A 19,594-nucleotide genomic window follows, 5' to 3' on the forward strand; every position below is an offset into this window, starting at 1 on the left:
CCTCCGCCCAGTTCCTTCTCCCCGATGGTCAGAACGTCCGGCGTGTGCAGCTTCGGATAAAAAAATATTCCGGAACAGAACGGCAATCAGCAGGTACAGTCGTTATGAAGTGTTATGGAACATCATGCCGTTTCCGCCGGCGACGTGCAACCTTGAATTGGGCTTGGCATTTCCGATCTAACCGTTGACAAGTCAACCATTCTTCCATTATAGTTGACTTATCAACCATTCCAGTGCACGGAGGCGGCGCACCATGAACGACCATCACAAAGAAAGCATCGGGAAATGGATCTCGGTACTCCATCGCCAATTCCAGATGTACCTGAACCGGGAACTGAAGCCGTACGGCATCCGCTCGTCGGAGTATATTTATCTCGTGAATCTGGACGAGGAAGACGGCGTCTCCCAGGAGACGCTGTCCCGGAACCTGTACATCAACAAGGCCGCGACGGCGCGGGCGATCAGCCGGCTGGAGAAGCTCGGACTTGTGCGCAGGGCGCGCGACCAGAACGACGCCCGGGCATACGCGGTGACGCTGACCCCTGAAGGGCTGAAGATACGCGATGTGATCCAAGAGAAGCTGCGAAAGTGGACCCGGGCGCTCGAAGAGGGGCTCACCGAAGACGAGTACGCGTTCATGATGCGCACCATCAAGCGCATGTCGGCGAACGCACTGGCGCTGGTCGAAGCCGGACGCCATGATGCGGGAGAAGAAGGAGGTGCGGATGACGATGACTGACCAACTGACACATGACGAGCAACGCGAACGGGCCGGCATGCGGCTGATGCGGCTGATGATGGTCACGGCGGTGCTGTCGTTCATGAGCGCCAGCTCGTTCAACATTGTCGTGCCGGAGATCAGCCGGCAGTTCGGGATCACGCTGGCGCAGGCGAGCTGGCTGTCTTCCGGCTATACGCTCTTTTACGGTTTCGGCACCGTCGTCTACGGCAAGCTGGCGGACCGGTTCGCGCTGCGGCCGATCATCACCATCGGTCTGTTCATCTTCACGGCGGGTTCCCTGACCGGCCTGCTGTCGCAGACGTTCTGGACGGCGCTCGCGGGGCGGCTGCTGCAAGCGGCCGGCGCGTCCGTCGTGCCGGCGATGGCCATGATTCTGCCGATCCGGTATTTCGCGCCGGAACGCAGAGGTTCGGCGATCAGCATGACCGCGGTCGGGCTGGCGATCGGCGGCGTGCTCGGCCCGGTCGTCTCGGCGCTGCTGCTCAGCTTCGCGAACTGGCGGTGGCTTTATGTACCGTCCTTGCTGATGCTGGCGCTCTTGCCGCTGTTCCGCAAATATCTGAAAGCGGCAGACGCCGCCGGCAACCCGCAAGGGAAGCTCGACACCCCCGGCGGCGGGCTGCTGCTTGCGGCGACGGCAGCGCTGCTGCTCGCATTCACCTGGTGGAACGTCTGGCTGTTCGCGGCGTTCGCCGCCGCGCTGGCGCTGTTCATCGTTCACATCCGGCGCGTGCGGGAGCCGTTCGTGCGGCCGGCCCTGTTCCGGAATCGGAAATATCGGACCGGTCTTATGATGACCTCGCTGATCGCCGCGGCCTCGAACGGCGTGTTCCTGCTGACGCCGATGCTGCTGGCGGACGTGTACCATCTCGAATCCCAGTGGATCGGCTTCGCCCTGGTGCCTGCCGCTTTCGCGGCGGCCGTGCTCGGCAGGCGCGGCGGCAAGCTGGCGGACCGCAAGGGGAATCTTGCGCTCTACGCCATCGCCGCCGGGCTGCTCATCACCTGCTTCTCGCTCATGGGCCTCCTCGCGGGGACATTGCCCGTCTGGGCGATTCCGCTCGTCCTGATGTTCGGCAACGTCGGACAGACGTTCATCCAGGTCGCCATCACCAACTCCGTGTCGGGCACGCTGCCGAAGCCGGAGGCGGGCGTCGGCATGGGCTTGTTCTCCATGACGAACTTTATCTCCAATGCGGTATCGGCCAGTTTGTACGGCGTCGCCGTCGAGGCGGGAAGAACCGGCTTGGCGCCCGAACTCGCACTGAACGCCGGAGCCTTCAATCTGATCTATGGTGCGCTGGCCGCCCTGCACATCGTCCTGCTCATCGTCTATCGGGTTCGATTCGGCGCCGGGGCCGCGCGTGAAAGGAGCGTGACAAGCGGATGACGGAACGAACGAAACCGCCGGCGTGGTTTGCCGAAGTATGCGCATGGCCGGGCGTGACGACGGGACCGCACCGGTTCGGCGGCACGGAATTTCTCGTAAACGGCAAAGAAATCGGCCATACGCACGGGTTTTCCCTCGTCGACATCCTGCTACCCAAGGCGGTGCGGGACGAAGCGATCGCACGCGGGAAAGCGTCCCCGCACCATATCCATCCGGAATCGAACTGGGTGTCGGTGCATGTCACCGATGACGCCGCGGCAGCCCATGCGGTCGAACTGCTGCGGTTCAACTACGATCGGCTGATGAACAAAGACAGCGTGCGGGACTGATCCGCCGCTGTCTTTTTCCTTTTCACCAGTCTTCCGCCACACGCCATGACCGCAACCGTGCGGCGGCCGCCTTCCGACTTGCGCGATCGTACCGGCATTTCTTTCTGTCGATCGTGCCGTTATGGAGCACATAGCAGGAAGCGCCGGGGATGTTCCGAAAATCTTATTAATTTCTGAAGCAACTTGCAATTGAACCATACTGCGGTATAATACGTCATTATTAAATGCCAGCGTCTTCCTGCGGCATCTCGGGTGGTCGGTATCGTGTTTTATATCCGGAACAATCTGCGGTTGGTATTCTATCATCTGATCCTGCTGCTGCTCATCGCCGCCGCGGGCTACGGCCTATGGAGGGCGGGCGTGGACACCTTTCATATGATCGGCTGGTTCCCCGCCGTCATCGTGCCGGGCTCTTTCGTCATCGGCCTGTTGCTCACCCCTCATCGCAAAGCGCTGGGCAATGTGCTGTCCACCCTGTCCCTGCTGATCATCAGCCTGCTGCTTTATCCGGTCTACGCCCTGCATGACCTGGCGTTGGACGCGATTTATATGTACGGCCTGTTCCATCTGCCGTACGCCTGGCTTCCGCTGGTCGATTCGTTCCATGCCGTCAATGTGCTGCTCATCACCCTGCTGCCGTTTCTGGCCGCCACACTGGGAATATTTGTAAAGCGGAGGCTTGTCCGATGAGATTGTCGTTGAAGTTGCTATGGAAAAAGCTTCTCCCGGCCATCGTCCTGCTCGGCCTGCTCACCCAATGCGTCGGCGGTTCGGGAGACATCTCGCCCGTTCTTCCCGCCTCGCTTCTGAAGGAAGCCGAGGCTGCGCCGGCAGCGTCCGGCCCGGAAATCCATGTCGATGTCCTGTTCCTGCACGGCTCCGGGGGGATCAGCGCCGCCGGCATTCTCCATCACCTGCGGCAAACCACGGTGGCGAACGCGCGGCTGACGGTTCGGCAGCTGGATGCGGCCGCCATCGATGACTCCTATGATCTGGTGTACCTGGACCGGGACCTGACCGGCGAACCCGCCTGGCCGGAAGTCCGGGACCGGCTCATCGCCTATGTCGAGCAAGGCGGCATCCTGTTCCTGTCCCATGAATATGCGGACGCCTTCCCTGCGGCATTCACCGGCATCGCGGCCATGACGCCCATCGAGGATACCGAGCTGAACTTCGCGTATCCGGAAGTGCGCCGCAACCTGCAGGGGATTCAGCGGGTGTGGCAGTCGTTCAGCGACATTTACGGCCGTTACAACGGGTTGAATCCGAAGTTTCATATTCATTTCGAAGAAGGCGCCGTGACGGATCAGGCCGTGCCGCTGGTGAAGAAGGGCGACCTCGCGCTGCTCACGGCCAATCAGGCGGGCGACGGCACCGTCATCTGGGCCAACAATTTCCTGCCGAACGAGCAGTTCATCACCCGCTTCGATCTGCAGGCCGAAGAAGGACAGAAATATTTCCACTTCGGCTATGCCAGCGCCAACTATCTGTTCCGGACGGAACTGATCAAGTTCGCCGCGAAGGAGCACCACGGCTTCTCCGTGCAGAAAGCCTACGGCCCGTACGGCAGACCGGGGATGGCCTGGCAGGCGCACTATGAGGCGCTGTATTCGTTCGTGCTGCGGGACATGATCAAATTCACCGAGCTGCTGGAAAAACACGACCAGGTCCCGACCTACTCCGTCGTGCGCGGCAGCTACAACGGCGGCGTCTGGATGGAATCGCTCCGCTATCTGGAGAACATCGGCACCGACCAAGCGCCGCGGTTCGTCAATATGGAAAGCGACTCCTTCTTCTCCGCCGGCCGGGCGCTGACGACCAAGAAGGCGAACATCCATTTCGGCCGGGTGCCGGGATACAACTCGTTCCTGTCGCAGCTCGACACCAGCTGCCGGGCCTACCCGACAGCCGTCGACTGGAACCGGGACGGCGCGACGGACTTCATCATCGGCACGCATGACGGATACGTCTATTTCGCGGAAAATGACGGCGAGGCAACAGACCTCGTCTTCAAGAAGCCCGTCAAGCTGAAAGGCGTCCGGACGGACAGCGACGCCGCGCCGTTCGTCGTGGACTGGGACGGCGACGGTCACCCCGATCTGGTGCTCGGAAGCGGCAATGGCGAAGTCGTCCTGTACCGAAATAACGGCAAAAACAAGCTGAAGCTTGCGGGAACCTTCACCGCCGGCGGCCAGGCGCTGTCCGTCGCCGGAGCAGCCGCGCCCGCCGCCGCCGATTGGGACGGCGACGGCATCCCGGATCTCATCGTCGGGGACGCGGAAGGCAGCCTCCATCTGTTCAGGGGGACCGCCTCCGGTTCGCTCGAGCTTCACCCAGCCGAACCGATCCGGGCGGACGGCGAGCCGGTGAACGTCGGACGGTACGCCGCGCCGTTCGCGACCGACTGGAACAGCGACGGCATCCCCGACCTGCTGGTCGGCACCGAAAGCGGAGAGATCGTGCTGCTGGAAGGCCGGGAAGACGGCACGCTGACGAACAAAGGGCCGCTTACGGGCGAGGAATACAATTTCTTCGGCACGAACACGATCAAGCCGGGGCGCAACGCGGTGCCCGTTGTCGTCGACTGGAACGGGGACGGGAAGAAGGATCTGATCACGGGACATCTGGAATTCGGCAGCCCTTACGCCATCGACAGTCCGCTGTTCCCCTATCCGAAGGATCTGCGGGGGAACCTCCGGTACATCCAGCGCAAGCATCTTCCGCTCATTCCGCACATGTACCTGCATGAATACATGTCGGACGAACGGGAGAAGCAGGAGATCGCCCTGCACAAGGCGGCCTTCCACGCGCTCGGCCTGGAATGGGACGACGACATGGGCGTCAACCATCATACGTGGCGAATCAACAAGGACGCGCTGCAGACGTTCCGCAACCAGCGGGAGGCGGGGATCTGGTGGAACTTCGGGTTCAATCCGCCGAACGTGAGCACGGCGCCGCGGGATGGGGCGGAGTTCCTGTTCGTCATTCCGTTCCTGCTGCCCGACGACAGCGGCGATACGCCGTCCGAGCCGTTCATGCTGTTCTCGCCGGCGCCCCACCCGCTCAACTACGGCATGGCATGGGACAGCCTGGCGCAGTTCGACATTCCGCTCATCAATTTTGAGCATATCGAGCACAGCATGAAGCCGGGAACGGATCTGTACGAGAAGCTGCTCAAGATGATCTCCGCCATGAACCGGGTCCGGGAGACGCACAAATACACCTTCATGACCGAGCAGCAGATCGCCCGGTCGCTGCTGAACACGTTCTATGCCGATGTGAAAGTGCAGGCGGACGGCGGACAGATTTATCTGACGCCTGACGGCTCGCAAGTGCCCGCCAATGTGAAGGAATACGCCGGCACGCTCGGCGTGAAGCTGGAGCTCGGCGAGGCGTACGCGGACCGCGAAGTCGACACGTCCGGCATGTTCTATTACGAGGGCAATGGCGGGCATTACATCGGCATTCCCGGGCCGACGGCGGTCGATCTTGTCGACTCGTCCAAGATAACGGAGCGCCTCCATGTCGTCCGCAGCAACGGCCCGGTCGCGTTCACCGTCCGGGAGGGCGCGCTGGAGCTGCAGCTTGACGCGCAGGGGATGCAGGAGATCGAGATCTACTCCCCCGAGCCGCTCAACGTGACGGGCAAAAATCTGCGCGTGAAGCGCGACGGCAACCATTACACCATCATCCATTACGGCGAGCGGGCTCAAATGAAGCTCAAGATTCGGTGACGCACCCGAATCATTGGTAGGATTCCAGCACATAAAGGGTTCGGAGATCGGGATTCAGGACGGCGATCAGACGGTCGCCGTCCGATTCATTTTTGACAAGGTAATAATCCTGTTCATCGAAAACCGGCGGGTGCTGTACGAACAATTGCGCGATTTTCTCGCGGTCTTCCGGGTACCATTGCTGCAGATCCGTCATGAAGGCATCAATCAATGCGGATACGTAGCCGGTCGCGGACTCGATGCTGACCCAATCGGGCATGGCAAGCATCTCCCGGACCGCTTCCTCGCTGTAACGGGCGATCGAATACTGCGCATGGTCCCTTCCGGGGTATGCGAGAATCCGCTCAAGCTGCTCCGGCTCGGGCGTATCGAATCCCCAGTTCAAACGCCACACTTCAGCCTGTGTCCTCTCCAGCGATTTGCTGACTTCCGTGATCACGACAAGCAGCGCCAAGATCGCTGCAAGGATCGCGCCAATCCAGACGATCAGCCGCGATCGCGATTTGCCGGTTCCGGCGGCCATCCAATCCCTCCTGACGCATATTGAAAATTGTACATAAAATTGAAAAACGGTGAAGTGGGGACATAAAGTCCCCACTTCATCTTAATCCTGTATATAAATTGTAATACTATAAGGCACAATGGCGCCAGCTTCTTGAGCATCAGCAGCATGGTTATTCACCCATGTGACAAAAGCACTGGGAACCCCATTGGAAGTCGTATAGTTCTGGTGTTCAAAATCATATATGTCGTAAAGTCTGAGATAAACCTTCCATGAACCGTTAATCTTTTCAGCCCCGGCAATATAAGACACTTTATTCAGGCTTAAATAGACATCAACCGGTTTATTTAAAGTTAGGCTCCCCATTTTACTGTAGTAATTCCCTGAAGACGGAAGTTCACTTCTGAAACTTTTAATGAAATTTTTTATGACTTCTGAGTTTTTTACCGTATTGGAGTAACCTTCACCTGCATTATAAACCAAATCAGATGGTTCATCTTGTAAAGAGTGGAACAAGAACGCTCCTGACATCGGCAATCCCGCATCTATCAACGCTTCTGACCATCTGCTTAATTGATAACGATATAACCATTTGTCCAAAGACAGGGGAACTACATACAACATATGGGTAATTTGGCTGTCAGTACGGACTTTCTCTTGTTTAAGAATAATTTCGGGACTAGGCACGTTCTTTGCAGAGTCAATTTCAAATTTAAGTTGGTCTACAATTCTTTTATGATCTTCTTCGGTATATGTTTTATCACCTGATGCTATGATGTTTTCAGTCGGTAGCAGAACCAACGATAGAACAATTAAGATTCCGGCAAACCTGATTTTCTTCATAAAATCCCTCCTAAATTAAAGTGTATTCTCCTAAAATATTACTATTTTGTTTTTTTATGTGTCAATTACCTTTGATTTAGAAACCTTTTTCTTATCTGTTTCCGGCGCTTCGAATGCGCAGTTCTTTTCGAATGGAGGCAACGCCTCCATAATTTCATTTCCCACTCCGCCGCTGCCCGGTCGGCATTGCTCAAATTCCCGAGCAACTCCTCCACCATGGATGATGCCCGATTTCTCGCGGTCTTCCGGGTACCATTGCTGCAGATTCGTCATGAAAGAATTGATTAATGTGGTCTTCCGACCGCAGTTATAACTTTTAAAATTAATATTTACAGGTTATAGTTGGTGTGGTATGATAACCCCACAATATAACCGTTAATAATCTATTATAATGGTTATATCAATTTGCATGGGGGAGGAATGCACATGCTTCTGCAACGTTTGCCATGGGCCGGGGTTCGCATCGCGGTCGCCGCCGCCGTCATTCTCGATGCAAAGACGCTAGTTCCCATCCACTACGGCACGATGCACCATCCCCCGATCTATCACGAGACGGCGGATATTGCGGCTCGACTTGAAGCGGCTGCGGCCAATAAAATAAGGGTGGACATGATCGGAACTGCGGAAATTCTGAGGCTGTAAGGAGAAATCCCATGCACAGGACCATGACACTCGGCGGCGCGTTGTGGATCAATCTGGCGAACACCGTCATGATGCGGGACGGCAAGCGGACGGACGGACTCGAAGATCCGCGTTTCGCGGTCGAATGGCTTATGTCGAACGGATTGCTGACGGAAGCCCCCGAAGATAAACATGCGGCCGGCCGGATGCTGGCCGCCGTTCTCCCCGCGCTCATGCGGCTGCGTGATCTTTGCGCCGGCGCGATCTCGGATCTGAAGCGGAACGGACGGTTGTCCGACCGGACTTGCGCGGACATTGCGGAAGTTCTGCGCGGCCTGGAGATTGAGGCGCGAATGGAACGGCGGGACGGCGGGTTCCGGCTGGTTCACGAAGGCCGGAGCCCTGCCGACCGCGCAAGCCATGCGGTGATCCAATCCATCGCCGACACGCTGGCCAGCCATTCGCCGGACCGGATTCGGAAGTGCGAACACCCATCATGCATCCTGCATTTCGTCGATACCTCGAAGAGCGGCAGGCGGCGCTGGTGCAGCATGGAATTGTGCGGCAACCGTCAGAAGGCGGCCGAATATTACGCCCGGCAGAAAAAGAAGTCAGGCGGATGACGTCCTCCATACCTATACGATCGCTTCGGCCCCGGCGGCGGCAACCCGCCCTTTCATCGCTACTGCTTCAAGATCTTCAAATACGCTACCCACGGGCCGACGTCGTCGCGGTACCGCTTGGCCATCACCCGGATGATCTGGGACAGATGGGTCAGGTCGTGCACCACCCAGGCCGAGAGCAGCTGGCCCAATGTCACGCTTCCGAATTCCGGGTGCATGCCTTTAAGCCCGAGATGCCGCTCCGGGTCAATGAACGCCCGCAGCCTGGCCACATGCCCGTCCCGCAGCTCCCGGAACTCGGCAAGCCGCTGCTCCAACGACCGGCCGGACGGTTGGCGCAAATGGGCGAACCGGTCAAACGGCGGAAATGGCTGCTCCTCACCATGCGCAAGCAGCCATTCCATCCGGGGAATCCAATTGCGCTTCTCCGCTTCGATCAGATGGTCGACCACTTCGGATGCACTCCAGGTTCCTTCCCCTTCGCGGCACCCAAGCCACGAATCGGACAGTCCCGTCAGCATGCTTTCCAGCGTCCGGGGCGTTCGCTCCAGCAACTCCAATGCTTCCTGCAAATTAAAATTCACGCGCACCCTCCTCGCAATGACATCGTGTCAGACTTCCCCTGCTGACATTGTACGCCAGTCTGTTCCTCTGAAAAAGCCGCTTTTCCGATTCTCCTCAGCGAAATAGCCGCCGATGAAGTCGATGAACTTCCGGGCCGCCAGGGAGAGATACCTCCGCTGCGGCCATACGAGCCAGTAGTCGCGCCGGCAGACCGGACGCTTGATCGGCAGGTAGACCAGCTCGGGATCATCGGGATTGATGCAGGCGAACAGCGCGACGCCGAGACCGGCCCGCACGAGGCTCAGAATCGCGGCAGGCTCGTCGACCCGGCAGACGAATCGCGGCGAGATGCCGGCCTGCCGGAACAGCGCGTCGTTCACATCCTGAAAAATAAACCCTTCCTTGTACCCGATGAACGGCTCGCCCGCGGCATCGGCGAGACGGACGGCGGAGCGGCCGGCCAGCCGGTGTTTCCGGGGCACGACAAGGTACAGCTCTTCGCCGAGCACCCGGGACTGCTCCACCCCTTCCCGGTCGATCGGCATCACCGAGAACCCGATGTCCGCCTCCCCGGAATCGATCGACGCGGCCAACTCGTCCATCGAAGCCGCGTGCGTAATCTGCATGTCGACGTTCGGATGCCGCTCCAGAAATTCACGGATCGGTTCGACGAGGGAAGTCATCGTCGAGGTCACCAGCCGGATGCTCCCCTGCTCCAGACCCGCCAGTTCGGCCACTTCCCGCTTCGCTTCCTCCAGCAGATTGAGCGCGGTCTCCACTTTGTGCAAAAAGGTTCTGCCGAACGCGTTCAGCCGGATTCTCCCGCTCTGACGGTCAAACAGCGGCACCCCCACGTGCTCTTCCAGCCGCGCGATCGTCTTGCTCAGCGCAGGCTGCGCGATGCGCAGCTCCTGCGCCGCGCGCGTCATGTGTTCCAGCCGGGCCACTGTGCGGAAATACTGCAGCTGCAACAGTTCCATGCGATCTCCTCCTGCCCCATATATCCGAGTATATGATTCATATATCAGAATATATATTTTTGTTTATTTCGGTTTCATTATAAACTAATGGCACAAGAACCGAACAGGGAAAAGAGGGATGAATCATGAAGGCGGCGGCATTTGCGACATTCGGCGGCCCGGAAGTGATGGAGCTGATGGACCTCCCCGAACCGCAGGCCGGCCCGGGCCAGGTCAGGGTGCGGGTGAAGGCGGCGGGTGTGCAGCATTTCGATTGCGCGGTGCGGAGCGGTCTGTACCCGGGGAATGTCGAGGTCCGTTTACCGCAAATTCCGGGCAACAGACGTTCCCGCTGGAACGGGCCGACGAAGCCCATCGGCTGATTGAAACCCGCCGGGGCCGCGGCAAGATCGTCCTGACAATCGACTGACCTCATCGCCAGACCGCACGGTTCGCGTGCGGTCTCTGTCCTTGGCCTTGACAATTCGTCAATATATATGAATAATTGTTCATATATAATTTATGAAGTTGATTTGGAGGCGAACGGTCATGCACACGGACGTGCTGGTCATCGGCGGCGGGCAAGCCGGGTTGGCGGCAGCATTTTTCCTCTCCCGGCGCAACATCCCGTACCTGGTGCTCGATAAGGGCCGTGAAATCGGCGAAGTCTGGCGGCGGCGCTATGATTCGCTCACGCTGTTCACGCCCCGGAACTACAGCGAGCTGCCGGGCATGCGCCTCGCCGGCGATCCGGACGGCTTTCCGGTGAAGGACGAGATCGCCGCGGCGCTTAAGCGATACGCCGAAGATCATCAACTGAACGTCCGGCTCGCGACCGAAGTGCTGACGCTGCGGAAAGCGGACGGGGAATTTCTGGCGGAGACGAACCGGGGCGCCTTCACCGCCCGGCAGGTGATCGTCGCCACGGGACCGTTCCAGGCGCCCTGGGTCCCGCCGATGGCAAGCCGGCTAGACCCGGACGTCGTCCAGCTGCACTCGGCGCGTTACCGGAATCCGGCCGATTTGAAGCCGGGCGCGGCGCTCGTCGTCGGCGGCGGCAATTCCGGCGCGCAGATCGCGGTCGAGCTGGCCGCAAGCCATCGGGTCACGCTGTCCGCCGCGCACCGGATGACGTTCTTCCCGCTCGCGATCGCCGGGCGAAGCGCCTTCTGGTGGTTCGACGCGCTGGGGATACTGAACGCGCCGTCCGATTCGCGCATCGGCCGGATCGTCCGGAAGCGGCCCGATCCCGTGTTCGGCTTCGAGCTGAAGCGCCTGATCGCCGCGAAGCGGATCGTGCTCAAGCCGAAAGCCGTCCGCGCGGAGGGACGGACCGTGCATTTCGCGGACGGCACGGCGGCGGAGGCGGACAATGTCGTATGGGCGACCGGATTCCGGTCCGATTACGGCTGGCTGCGGATTCCGGGCGCCCTGGACGCGGAGGGCAAGCCGCTGCACGAGCGGGGCGCAAGTCCAGTGAGCGGCCTGTACTACGTCGGCCTGCCGTGGCAGACGTCGCGCAATTCCGCGCTGATCGGCGGCGTGGGGAAGGATGCGGAGGCGATCGTCCGGCGCATTGCGGCCGGCCGCGCCATGCGCGCCTGATCCGGCGTTACATCGGAAATCGCTCCGGCTCGCGGCGTTCTTCGGCGCGGCGGTTCCAGATGGAGCGGAACAGGAGCGATGTCGCATTTCGCGCGCACCACAGGGCAACCCATGCGAAGTACAGCCCCCACACCACGGCGGGAACGGCAGTCGCCCGGCTCAGGTTCGCCGCGTCACCGGCCCCCGCCGGGTCCATGATCGCGATCGCCAGAATCGTCACGGAACTGATGACCGATTCCACGAGGCAGATGAACGCGACAAGCGAGGCGTAGAAGATGCGCAGCCAGTTCGGGGTCAGGAAGCAGACCAGCAGCGTGATGACCGCAAACCCCAGGCACCACAGCATGCCGTACCCGTTGCGGACGAAGAGAAGCAGCCCGAGGGAAGCGATGGCGGCGGCAAGCAGCAGCCCGATCTTCTCGCGCCCGCTCGCCTGCAGGCGGAACAGCAGCCACGCGAACAGGGAGGCGCCGGTATATCCGGCGAGGGAAATCAGAATCGACCGCCAGCCGGCCTGGATCATCGAGTGCGTGACGCCGCTCTGGTCGGCGTACAGATGGATGTACAGGACGCTGCCGGAGAGCAGCAAGGTCATGACGGCGTGCGCCATCTCGTGCACCAGCGTATAGACATTGCGGAAGAACGCCGAGAACGGCACCAGCCGGGTCAAGATCGCGGTGACCAGGACGAACAGCGCCATTTTCACCCAGGATTGCATGGGCGCCCCTCATTTCATACGGAAGATTTTTCCTTATCATACCGGGCGTCGGGGGGCGCGTCAACGAACGCGCGCTGCCCGCCGAACCCGTGCACCCTGAGCCGCTCGACGAAGGCGGTGAACGCCTTGCTGACGAACCGATCCCGGCGGCGGATCAGCCGGGTCGTCATGTGCCGGTACGCCTCGGGGACGGGCACAACGCGCAGCGTCCCGTCTCCTTCCGGCAGCGCGGATACGGGCAGCAGCGTCGCCCCCAGGCCGGACCGCACGCAGCCCAGCATCGTCTCCAGCGTGGCGGTCTCGATCACTTGCGCCGGCCGCAAACCCTCGCTTTCCAGCCATGCCTCCGTCACCGCGCGGAACGGGCACCCTTGCGGGAACACCACCCATGTCGCCCGGGACAGATCCGGCTCTTCCCCGCCGCTCCGCGTCACCAGTCCGACGACGTCCCGAATCTCGTAATCGGAGACCAGCAGGGACGAACCGATCTCCCCCGTCACGAACGCTCCGTCCAATTCATAATTCAGCACCTTCGCGCACAGATCCGGCGATGTTCCCGTCACCAGCGAGAGCGAGACGTGCGGATAGCGGGTCTGAAAATCGGACAGCACGTGCAGCAGCCCGGCGGAAGCGACCGTCTCGACGACGCCGATCGCAAGCGTTCCGCCCGGCTCTTCCGTCTCCCGCACCGCCTTGGCCGCATCCTCCGCAAGCTGCAGAATCTTTCGGGCGTACTCGCGGAACAGAGCCCCCCGCTCCGACAGCACGACGCCTTTCGGATGCCGGTGAAACAGCGGGACGCCCAGCTCCGACTCGAGCTTCCGCAGCCGGGTCGTCACATTCGACTGCACATAGTCCAGCTTCCGGGCGGCAGCGGATACGCTGCCTTCCTCGGCCACCGCCAGAAAAATTTTCAGGTCCGTCAGCTCCATGGCTTCCTCACCGCTCATCTATCAAAATAATTGGTACCTTTATCTTTATTGATCATTTTACGTTATGTAAATCCCGCATTACAATAACTCTCGCCATCACCATTTCACTGCGGGAGGGAATGATCGACATGCAGTCTTATGCACATCTCTTTGCACCATACCGGCTCGGCCCGCTGTCCCTGCCGAACCGGATCGCGCTGGCGCCGATGACGCGCACGAGCGCGGAGCCGTCCGGCCTCGCGAATGACCGGATGGTCCGGTACTATACCCGGTTTGCCGAGGGCGGGTTCGGCCTGCTCATCACGGAGGGCGCGTATCCCGACCTGGCGCACAGCCAGGCGTACGAGAACCAGCCCGGCATCGCCGACGAGGAGCAGGCGGCTTCGTGGCGTCCGGTGGTCGAAGCGGTGCATCGCGCGGGCGGCCGGATCATCTGCCAGTTGATGCATGCCGGCGCGCTCGTGCAGTACAACCGGTTCGTCCGGGAGGCGATCGCGCCTTCGGCGGTGAAGCCGAAGGGCAGGCAGCTTGAGGAGCACGGCGGCAGCGGCGAGTTCGCCGTCCCCCGCGAAATGACGCGCGAAGAGATCGATGCCGTCATCAGCGGGTTCGCGGCGGCCGCGCGGAGAGCGAAGCAAGTCGGGTTCGACGGCGTCGAGGTGCATGCGGCGAACGGTTATCTGCTGGACCAGTTTCTGAGCGAAGGGATCAACTTGCGGACGGATGAATACGGCGGACCCGCCGCCAACCGCGTCCGCCTGACCGTGCAAGTGCTGGAAGCGATCCGGCATGCGGCGGACCGGACTTCGTCGTCGGCGTGCGCATTTCCCAGGGCAAGGTGAATGACTTCGACCACAAATGGCGGAACGGCCTCGAGGACGCCCGGATCATCTTCACCGCACTCGCCGCGGCGAAGGCCGACTATATCCATACCACCGAGTACAAGGCGTTCCGCCCGGCCATTGGAGAAGACGGGCCGACACTCGCCGCGCTGGCCAAGACCTATGGCGGCCTGCCCGTCATCGCCAACGACAAGCTGGGCGAACCCGAACGGGCGGAGCGCCTGCTGGCGGACGGCGATGCCGACCTCGCGGCGATCGGGACGAGCGCCCTCGTCAATCCGGATTGGCCGCGCAAGGTGAAAACGGGCCTTCCGCTCGCGCCGTTCGATCATGCCTTCCTGCACCCGATCGCCACGATCCGGGACGAGGAGTGCGCGCTCCGATAAAGAAGACGTCCCCCGGCCGCGCATTCGGCCGGGGGACGTTCTGTTAGGCCATATCCAGCTTCCCGCCGTGGTAGCAGTAATAATGAGCCGCGCGCAGTGCCGTCAGCTTCCCGAGCGATTGCTCCGCGCCGGACAGATCGAGACAGAACTGCGGATTGGCGATGGCGAGCCGTCCGTTCTCGTTCACCGCCGCATCGCCGGCAATCACGCTGTTCAATTCGGGAATATGCAGCGAGATATGTCCGGGCGTATGACCGGGCGTCGCGATGACGCGGCACCGTCCGTCGAACAGCTCGTCGCCGTCGCGCACCGTTTCGTCAACGGGCACATGCTTCAGGCTCTCCAGCTGCCGGATGAACCAGCGGCCGAACTCCTGCTGCTCCTCGGGCAGATGTTGCTGCATGTTCTCGGCCTGGATCAGCCGCTCCGACTTCCGCTCGCCGCTGATGGCCCCCGCTTCCCGCTCGCTGGCGATGATCCGGACCCCGGGGTATTTGGCTTTGAGGTCATGCAGTGCCCCGATGTGATCGATATCGTAATGCGTCATGATGACGTGGGTCAGATTCCGCGCGTCATAGCCGTGTCTTGCGATCTCCTGCTCGATGCGCGGCAGAAAGCCCGGATACCCGGCATCCACCAGCGCCAGCACATGATCCGCCGCGATCAGACTCGGATAGATGACATCGGTTTGACCGTTCAATTCGAACGGCAAGCTCAGTTCGATGATGTTCACAAGCCCACCTCTATTCCGGATGATTCCCCGAAGCCTCGCCGACCGTATAAGGGGTCGTGACATTGGCGTACGTCAAATGCATCGACATCCCCCATGCCGCGTGGTCCAGGATATGGCAGTGGTCCATCCAGATGCCCGGATTGTCGGCGCGGAACGCCACCTCATACGTTTCGCCCGGATCCACGAGCAGCGTGTCGAGCACGAGCGGACTGCCTTTGTACGGCGTGCCGTTCCGGCTCAGGACGACCATATGGTGGCCGTGCAGATGCATGGGGTGATCCGAGAACGTCCGGTTGACGATGCGCGTTTTGACCAGATCCCCTTCCTCGACCACGAACGTCGGCGTACGCGGGAACACTTCCCCGTTGATGGCCCAGAGCGTGTTCGAGTTTCCATTATAATGCCCCAGGTAGATCTGGTCGAGCACCGTCAGAAACTCCCGGTCGAACGCGGCATTGCCGTCGATGGGCGCCGGGGCGTACGAGCCGTATGCCAGCGGGTCCAGGATCGGGCCTCCCGTCCGGATATCCGCCGCTTCTTGCCCGTCTTTGCTGAATATAATCGTGGTCTCGGGTTCCCGCCCGTCCAGCGTCAAGGCGACCGGATGGTCCGGCATCGTGAACGTCACGTCGTACCGCCCGCCGCCTCCGATCTTCAGCCGCATGCCGGTGACGGCTTCCGGTTCGTGGATGTCCCAGCCGTCGATCGCGGATACCCGGAAAGGCGTTCCGTGGAGCGAGAACAATTTCGTGTAGCTGGCGCTGTTGACGAGCCGGAGCCGCACTTCCGTGCCGGGCGGGATGATCCGCTGCCCGCCGGACGCCGGCCCGGGCAAATGCAGTACCGTCCGCGTCCCGTCCGGCGTCTCCCAGTCGTGGGAGAAAATCGTGACATCCGCCGTCCCGCCGCCCGCTTCGGCGCCGTCCTTCGGCAGTATGATGAAGGCGCCGAACAGCCCTTTCGCCACCTGGACCGAGGAAGCCTGATGGGAGTGGTACCAGTGGGTGCCCGTCTCGTTCACGACGAAGCGGTACGTATGGGATTCACCGGGCATGACGGCGTTCTGGGTGAGGCCCGCCACCCCGTCTTCGGCGTTCGGCACATCGACGCCGTGCCAGTGCACCGTGACGCCAAGCTCAATGTCCTTGTTGATGAGCTCCACTTCGACCAGATCGCCTTCGCGGACCACGAGCTGCGGGCCCGGCACCTGGCCGTTGAACGTCCACGCTTCGACCGTGTGTCCCGAGGCAAGCTCGATCATTTGCTTCTGCGCGACGAGCGTGAACCGCGCGTCAGGCTCGCCGGTCCGCGGACCGGTCAGATCGGTGACGCTGATCGCCGCGCTGCCGGCCGCGGACGCAACGGCATGGCGGGCATGATGATCATGATGCGCTGACGACACCGCTCCGGCAGGCACGGCACCTCCGCCATATTCGAACGTCTCGGGGTGGAGCATGGACATGGACGCGGGAAATTTGCTGCGCTCCATCGACCACAGGAACCATGCCATCAGCAGGACGACGGCCGACAGCGTGAACGCGGCGCTGCGGATCGCCATCGCCAGATAGCCGCGCCCCCGGGCCTCGATGGTCCGGACGCGCCGCCGATGGTACAGCTGCAAGAGCGCCGCGGTTCCGGCCAGCATGGCCAGGTACATCGTCGATTCCCGCAGATCCGGGACGGAGGGGATATCGAACCATACCAGGTACAGCACGAGCAGCGTGCCGGCTGCCATCGTGTGCACGGCTGCCGCAACGTTCGCCGCGGCCTCCGGCGTCATCGCCTTGTCCCCTCTCAGCGCGGGCAGCGCGCGTGCGGCGACGAGCAGCGCCGGCAGCGCGAGGAGCGGCAGCATGACGACGACGCGGTCCATGACGAATGCCCAACCCAGCGCAAAATAAACCGCCGCCGTGACGGCACCCCACAGGATCACCAGCAGGATGCCCGCCCATGAACCGATGTGCGCCGCCCGTCTCCAGAGCGGATGAGGGGATGGCCGGAACACCGCATATTTCAACCCGTTCGCCGCGATTCCGGCCATGACCCCGACGATCGACAGTCCCATGAGCAGCAAAACTTCAAGCGCGGAAAAGGTTTCAAACACCGGACTGCCTCCTTAACGCCTCCTTCCGCCGCGCTTCACACCGGCACCTTGTCGTGCCAATCCACGCGGTAATCGTACAGCCAGGCGTTGGATTGACGGCTCGCCTGCTTCAGGAAGAACGGCAGCATCAGATCGCGGAAAAAGACCTGCACCGGATTCGTCGCATGTTTGCGCTGGCCGATGGTTCTCGAATATTTGACGACCTTCTCCACCCGTTCCCGGCGCAGCAGTTCGAACTGCCGGAACGCAGCCTCCGGGCTGCGGTTGTCCCGGATGCAGCGGGCAAGTACCAGCGCGTCCTCCAGCGCCAGCGATGCGCCCTGCCCCGCGTTGGGCGAGGTCGCGTGAATCGCGTCGCCGATGAGCACGACCGGTCCCTTGTACCAGGAGGGAACGGACATCAGGTCGTAGATCGGATAGACGCCGATCTCGCTCTTCGTCGCCCGGATGATGTCCGGAACGGGATGAATCTCGTTGCGGTACAGGTCGTCAAGCACCCGGCGCCACTCCGCCTGCGGGATGGACTGCAATTCCTTGCGCGACGGTCTGCCCGGATAGTCGAGATTGCCGAACCAGTAGATTTCACCATCCCGCTTGACCAGGTAGCCGAAGAACGCCTTCTTCCCGAACACCATGTGCTGGGCCGGCTCGTGCGGGATGTCGACGCCGCGCGCGAAGCCGCCGAAGCTGATCAAGCCCGTGTAATCCGGCTCCGGAGCGTCGGGCAGAATGAGCCGGCGCGTGCGCGAATGGATGCCGTCGCAGCCGACGAGCAGATCGCCTTCCGCGGACGTCCCGTCGTCGAAGAGGGCGGTCACCCGGTCGCCCGCGATGTGCAGATTGGCCAGCCGCTTGCCGAATTCGATCGGGATGCCTTCCTGCTGCGCCGCTTCGCGCAGCACTTTGTGCAGGAAGCCCCGCTTGACCGTGAACCCTTGCGGCTCGCCGGACGGGTCCTCGATCTTGCCCAGCCACTTGCCGCTGCCGCTGTGGAAGTTCATGGCGCGCAATTCGATGCCTTCTTCGCGGATGCGGCCTTCCACGCCCAGCTCGCGCAGGATGCGCAGACCGTTGCGCGCCACGTTCAGGAACAGGCCGGTGTAATCGTCATGGCCCGGCTGCGCCTCGTAGATGTGAGGCTCGTACCCGGCCCGCTTCAGGAAGATGGCAACGGCCGGCCCGGCGATGCCGCAGCCGATGATGATCGCTTTCCTGTTTTCCATGGTCATGATCTCCTCCTTGAGAATGCAGTCAACCCGGCATTTATCTTAATAATTAAGATATTACGCCGCAGGTTGCCGGATTTGCATCCGGTGAAGGTTTGCTATATCTTAATAATTAAGATATCTAACTCCATCTTACGCACAACGAGCGAATTGTCAATACCGGCCAGAGCCCGGTCTTGAATCTGGACTTCGGTCGGGGTACCATTGCCATGATCGGAGGATGGATCGTCCATGAATCATCGCGAATTTGTTCCGCCGGAACTTTTCGAATCCCTGCTGGAAGCTTCCCGGCGGCTGTCGACCCAGACCGTCTTCTTCCACCAGGCGGCGGCCAAATATCTGGGCCTCAACATCACCGACCACAAATGCCTGGACATTGTGCTCGGCATGGGCCGGGCGACGGCCGGACAGCTCGCCGAGCTCACGGGGCTGACGACCGGCGCCATCACCAGCGTGATCAACCGGCTGGAGAAAGCTGGCTTCGTCCGCCGGGCGAAGGACCCGAACGACCTGCGCATCGTCTACGTCGAGCCGATCCCGGAAAATCTCCATCCGCTCGCGGGCGTCTTCGGCCCCCTCGGCGAAGAGATGGCCGAGCTGTTCTCCCGTTACAGCACGGACGAGCTCCGGCTCATCCTCGATTACATCGAACGCTCCATTCAGGTGCTTGCCCGGCAGGCGGAGCGGTTGAAGAGGGATTAACTCCTTTCATTCGTCCGCATCCAGTCGTCAAAGTGCCGC

General features: G+C 61.2%; 22 protein-coding genes and 1 pseudogene. 13 read left to right on the forward strand and 10 right to left on the reverse strand.

Annotated elements, in window-relative coordinates:
- The first annotated feature begins 253 nt into the window (after positions 1 to 253).
- The 5 genes from KJQ12_RS06200 (at position 254) to KJQ12_RS06220 (ending at position 6,195) form a co-directional block, all read left to right on the forward strand.
- Complete coding sequence (locus KJQ12_RS06200) at positions 254 to 739, forward strand: MarR family winged helix-turn-helix transcriptional regulator (RefSeq protein ID WP_213483917.1); 486 nt, start codon at positions 254 to 256, stop codon at positions 737 to 739.
- A complete protein-coding gene (locus KJQ12_RS06205) occupies positions 732 to 2,132 on the forward strand; it encodes an MFS transporter (RefSeq protein ID WP_213483918.1) in 1,401 nt (466 codons plus the stop codon). Before KJQ12_RS06200 ends, KJQ12_RS06205 begins: the two co-directional genes overlap by 8 nt.
- On the forward strand, positions 2,129 to 2,461 hold the full coding sequence (locus KJQ12_RS06210) for a luciferase domain-containing protein (protein ID WP_213483919.1): 333 nt from the start codon (positions 2,129 to 2,131) through the stop codon (positions 2,459 to 2,461). Before KJQ12_RS06205 ends, KJQ12_RS06210 begins: the two co-directional genes overlap by 4 nt.
- Positions 2,462 to 2,725: 264 nt before the next feature.
- Positions 2,726 to 3,151, forward strand: a complete 426-nt coding sequence (locus KJQ12_RS06215) for a hypothetical protein (protein ID WP_015256169.1) — start codon at positions 2,726 to 2,728, stop codon at positions 3,149 to 3,151.
- On the forward strand, positions 3,148 to 6,195 hold the full coding sequence (locus KJQ12_RS06220) for an FG-GAP repeat domain-containing protein (RefSeq protein ID WP_015256170.1): 3,048 nt from the start codon (positions 3,148 to 3,150) through the stop codon (positions 6,193 to 6,195). The genes KJQ12_RS06215 and KJQ12_RS06220 overlap by 4 nt, the downstream gene beginning before the upstream one ends.
- Positions 6,196 to 6,205: 10 nt before the next feature.
- On the opposite strand, the gene KJQ12_RS06225 is transcribed toward KJQ12_RS06220, so the two are convergent.
- The 3 genes from KJQ12_RS06225 to KJQ12_RS06235 all read right to left on the reverse strand — a co-directional run bounded on the left by KJQ12_RS06225 (position 6,206) and on the right by KJQ12_RS06235 (position 7,813).
- Entirely contained in the window at positions 6,206 to 6,718 is a 513-nt protein-coding gene (locus tag KJQ12_RS06225) for a hypothetical protein (protein WP_213483920.1), read from the reverse strand.
- 81 nt (positions 6,719 to 6,799) lie between these two features.
- On the reverse strand, positions 6,800 to 7,540 hold the full coding sequence (locus KJQ12_RS06230; protein ID WP_213483921.1) for a hypothetical protein: 741 nt from the start codon (positions 7,538 to 7,540) through the stop codon (positions 6,800 to 6,802).
- A 54-nt stretch (positions 7,541 to 7,594) separates the two neighbouring features.
- The gene (locus tag KJQ12_RS06235; protein ID WP_213483922.1) at positions 7,595 to 7,813 is read right to left on the reverse strand and encodes a hypothetical protein; all 219 of its coding nucleotides are present in this window, start codon (positions 7,811 to 7,813) and stop codon (positions 7,595 to 7,597) included.
- A gap of 153 nt (positions 7,814 to 7,966) precedes the next feature.
- Between KJQ12_RS06235 and KJQ12_RS06240 the strand changes: the two genes are divergently transcribed.
- Positions 7,967 to 8,182 (forward strand): hypothetical protein, encoded by a 216-nt coding sequence (locus tag KJQ12_RS06240; RefSeq protein WP_213483923.1) that lies wholly within the window; start codon positions 7,967 to 7,969, stop codon positions 8,180 to 8,182.
- Between the two features lie 11 nt (positions 8,183 to 8,193).
- Positions 8,194 to 8,784, forward strand: coding sequence for a CGNR zinc finger domain-containing protein (locus tag KJQ12_RS06245; RefSeq protein WP_244860460.1), 591 nt, complete (start codon positions 8,194 to 8,196; stop codon positions 8,782 to 8,784).
- 59 nt (positions 8,785 to 8,843) lie between these two features.
- Here the strand turns inward: KJQ12_RS06245 and KJQ12_RS06250 are convergent, their stop codons facing one another.
- Positions 8,844 to 9,368 (reverse strand): DinB family protein, encoded by a 525-nt coding sequence (locus tag KJQ12_RS06250; RefSeq protein ID WP_213483924.1) that lies wholly within the window; start codon positions 9,366 to 9,368, stop codon positions 8,844 to 8,846.
- A gap of 27 nt (positions 9,369 to 9,395) precedes the next feature.
- Entirely contained in the window at positions 9,396 to 10,328 is a 933-nt protein-coding gene (locus tag KJQ12_RS06255; protein ID WP_213483925.1) for a LysR family transcriptional regulator, read from the reverse strand.
- A gap of 125 nt (positions 10,329 to 10,453) precedes the next feature.
- Between KJQ12_RS06255 and KJQ12_RS06260 the strand changes: the two are divergent.
- The 3 genes and pseudogenes from KJQ12_RS06260 to KJQ12_RS06265 form a co-directional block, all read left to right on the forward strand.
- Positions 10,454 to 10,648, forward strand: a pseudogene (locus KJQ12_RS06260) (NADP-dependent oxidoreductase); the annotation flags it as partial.
- Positions 10,582 to 10,737 (forward strand): zinc-binding dehydrogenase, encoded by a 156-nt coding sequence (locus KJQ12_RS19870; RefSeq protein ID WP_353682049.1) that lies wholly within the window; start codon positions 10,582 to 10,584, stop codon positions 10,735 to 10,737. The pseudogene KJQ12_RS06260 and the gene KJQ12_RS19870, both read left to right, overlap by 67 nt.
- 119 nt (positions 10,738 to 10,856) lie before the next feature.
- Complete coding sequence (locus KJQ12_RS06265; protein ID WP_213483927.1) at positions 10,857 to 11,912, forward strand: flavin-containing monooxygenase; 1,056 nt, start codon at positions 10,857 to 10,859, stop codon at positions 11,910 to 11,912.
- Between the two features lie 7 nt (positions 11,913 to 11,919).
- Here the strand turns inward: KJQ12_RS06265 and KJQ12_RS06270 are convergent, their stop codons facing one another.
- Together KJQ12_RS06270 and KJQ12_RS06275 are read right to left on the reverse strand one after the other, a co-directional pair.
- Entirely contained in the window at positions 11,920 to 12,630 is a 711-nt protein-coding gene (locus tag KJQ12_RS06270) for a M50 family metallopeptidase (protein ID WP_213483928.1), read from the reverse strand.
- Between the two features lie 14 nt (positions 12,631 to 12,644).
- A complete protein-coding gene (locus KJQ12_RS06275) occupies positions 12,645 to 13,562 on the reverse strand; it encodes a LysR family transcriptional regulator (protein ID WP_213483929.1) in 918 nt (305 codons plus the stop codon).
- Positions 13,563 to 13,690: 128 nt separating this feature from the next.
- Here KJQ12_RS06275 and KJQ12_RS19810 point away from each other — a divergent pair, with 128 nt between their 5' ends.
- Complete coding sequence (locus KJQ12_RS19810; protein ID WP_342344830.1) at positions 13,691 to 14,404, forward strand: oxidoreductase; 714 nt, start codon at positions 13,691 to 13,693, stop codon at positions 14,402 to 14,404.
- Positions 14,380 to 14,790: an oxidoreductase gene (locus KJQ12_RS19815; RefSeq protein ID WP_342344831.1), complete on the forward strand. Its 411-nt coding sequence runs from the start codon at positions 14,380 to 14,382 to the stop codon at positions 14,788 to 14,790. Before KJQ12_RS19810 ends, KJQ12_RS19815 begins: the two co-directional genes overlap by 25 nt.
- Before the next feature lie 43 nt (positions 14,791 to 14,833).
- Here the strand turns inward: KJQ12_RS19815 and KJQ12_RS06285 are convergent, their stop codons facing one another.
- The 3 genes from KJQ12_RS06285 to KJQ12_RS06295 are packed head-to-tail and all read right to left on the reverse strand — an operon-like array spanning position 14,834 to position 18,850.
- Positions 14,834 to 15,523: an MBL fold metallo-hydrolase gene (locus tag KJQ12_RS06285; protein ID WP_213483930.1), complete on the reverse strand. Its 690-nt coding sequence runs from the start codon at positions 15,521 to 15,523 to the stop codon at positions 14,834 to 14,836.
- A 10-nt stretch (positions 15,524 to 15,533) separates the two neighbouring features.
- Entirely contained in the window at positions 15,534 to 17,627 is a 2,094-nt protein-coding gene (locus KJQ12_RS06290; RefSeq protein WP_213483931.1) for a multicopper oxidase family protein, read from the reverse strand.
- Between the two features lie 35 nt (positions 17,628 to 17,662).
- Positions 17,663 to 18,850: an FAD-dependent oxidoreductase gene (locus KJQ12_RS06295; RefSeq protein WP_213483932.1), complete on the reverse strand. Its 1,188-nt coding sequence runs from the start codon at positions 18,848 to 18,850 to the stop codon at positions 17,663 to 17,665.
- Between the two features lie 234 nt (positions 18,851 to 19,084).
- Between KJQ12_RS06295 and KJQ12_RS06300 the strand changes: the two genes are divergently transcribed.
- Complete coding sequence (locus KJQ12_RS06300; protein ID WP_213483933.1) at positions 19,085 to 19,555, forward strand: MarR family winged helix-turn-helix transcriptional regulator; 471 nt, start codon at positions 19,085 to 19,087, stop codon at positions 19,553 to 19,555.
- The last annotated feature ends 39 nt before the right edge of the window (positions 19,556 to 19,594 follow it).

It is taken from the genome of Thermobacillus xylanilyticus, assembly GCF_907165215.1.
GTDB classification, from domain to species: Bacteria; Bacillota; Bacilli; order Paenibacillales; family Paenibacillaceae; genus Thermobacillus; species Thermobacillus xylanilyticus.

Coding starts and splice junctions, on each gene's coding strand:
- KJQ12_RS06205 (WP_213483918.1), top strand. CDS start 732: ATGACTGACCAACTGACACATGACGAGCAACGCGAACGGGCCGGCATG.
- KJQ12_RS06275 (WP_213483929.1), bottom strand. CDS start 13,562: ATGGAGCTGACGGACCTGAAAATTTTTCTGGCGGTGGCCGAGGAAGGC.
- KJQ12_RS06225 (WP_213483920.1), bottom strand. CDS start 6,718: ATGGCCGCCGGAACCGGCAAATCGCGATCGCGGCTGATCGTCTGGATT.
- KJQ12_RS06230 (WP_213483921.1), bottom strand. CDS start 7,540: ATGAAGAAAATCAGGTTTGCCGGAATCTTAATTGTTCTATCGTTGGTT.
- KJQ12_RS06300 (WP_213483933.1), top strand. CDS start 19,085: ATGAATCATCGCGAATTTGTTCCGCCGGAACTTTTCGAATCCCTGCTG.
- KJQ12_RS06200 (WP_213483917.1), top strand. CDS start 254: ATGAACGACCATCACAAAGAAAGCATCGGGAAATGGATCTCGGTACTC.
- KJQ12_RS19810 (WP_342344830.1), top strand. CDS start 13,691: ATGCAGTCTTATGCACATCTCTTTGCACCATACCGGCTCGGCCCGCTG.
- KJQ12_RS06245 (WP_244860460.1), top strand. CDS start 8,194: ATGCACAGGACCATGACACTCGGCGGCGCGTTGTGGATCAATCTGGCG.
- KJQ12_RS06210 (WP_213483919.1), top strand. CDS start 2,129: ATGACGGAACGAACGAAACCGCCGGCGTGGTTTGCCGAAGTATGCGCA.
- KJQ12_RS06265 (WP_213483927.1), top strand. CDS start 10,857: ATGCACACGGACGTGCTGGTCATCGGCGGCGGGCAAGCCGGGTTGGCG.
- KJQ12_RS06270 (WP_213483928.1), bottom strand. CDS start 12,630: ATGCAATCCTGGGTGAAAATGGCGCTGTTCGTCCTGGTCACCGCGATC.
- KJQ12_RS06255 (WP_213483925.1), bottom strand. CDS start 10,328: ATGGAACTGTTGCAGCTGCAGTATTTCCGCACAGTGGCCCGGCTGGAA.
- KJQ12_RS06220 (WP_015256170.1), top strand. CDS start 3,148: ATGAGATTGTCGTTGAAGTTGCTATGGAAAAAGCTTCTCCCGGCCATC.
- KJQ12_RS06235 (WP_213483922.1), bottom strand. CDS start 7,813: ATGACGAATCTGCAGCAATGGTACCCGGAAGACCGCGAGAAATCGGGC.
- KJQ12_RS06240 (WP_213483923.1), top strand. CDS start 7,967: ATGCTTCTGCAACGTTTGCCATGGGCCGGGGTTCGCATCGCGGTCGCC.
- KJQ12_RS06295 (WP_213483932.1), bottom strand. CDS start 18,850: ATGGAAAACAGGAAAGCGATCATCATCGGCTGCGGCATCGCCGGGCCG.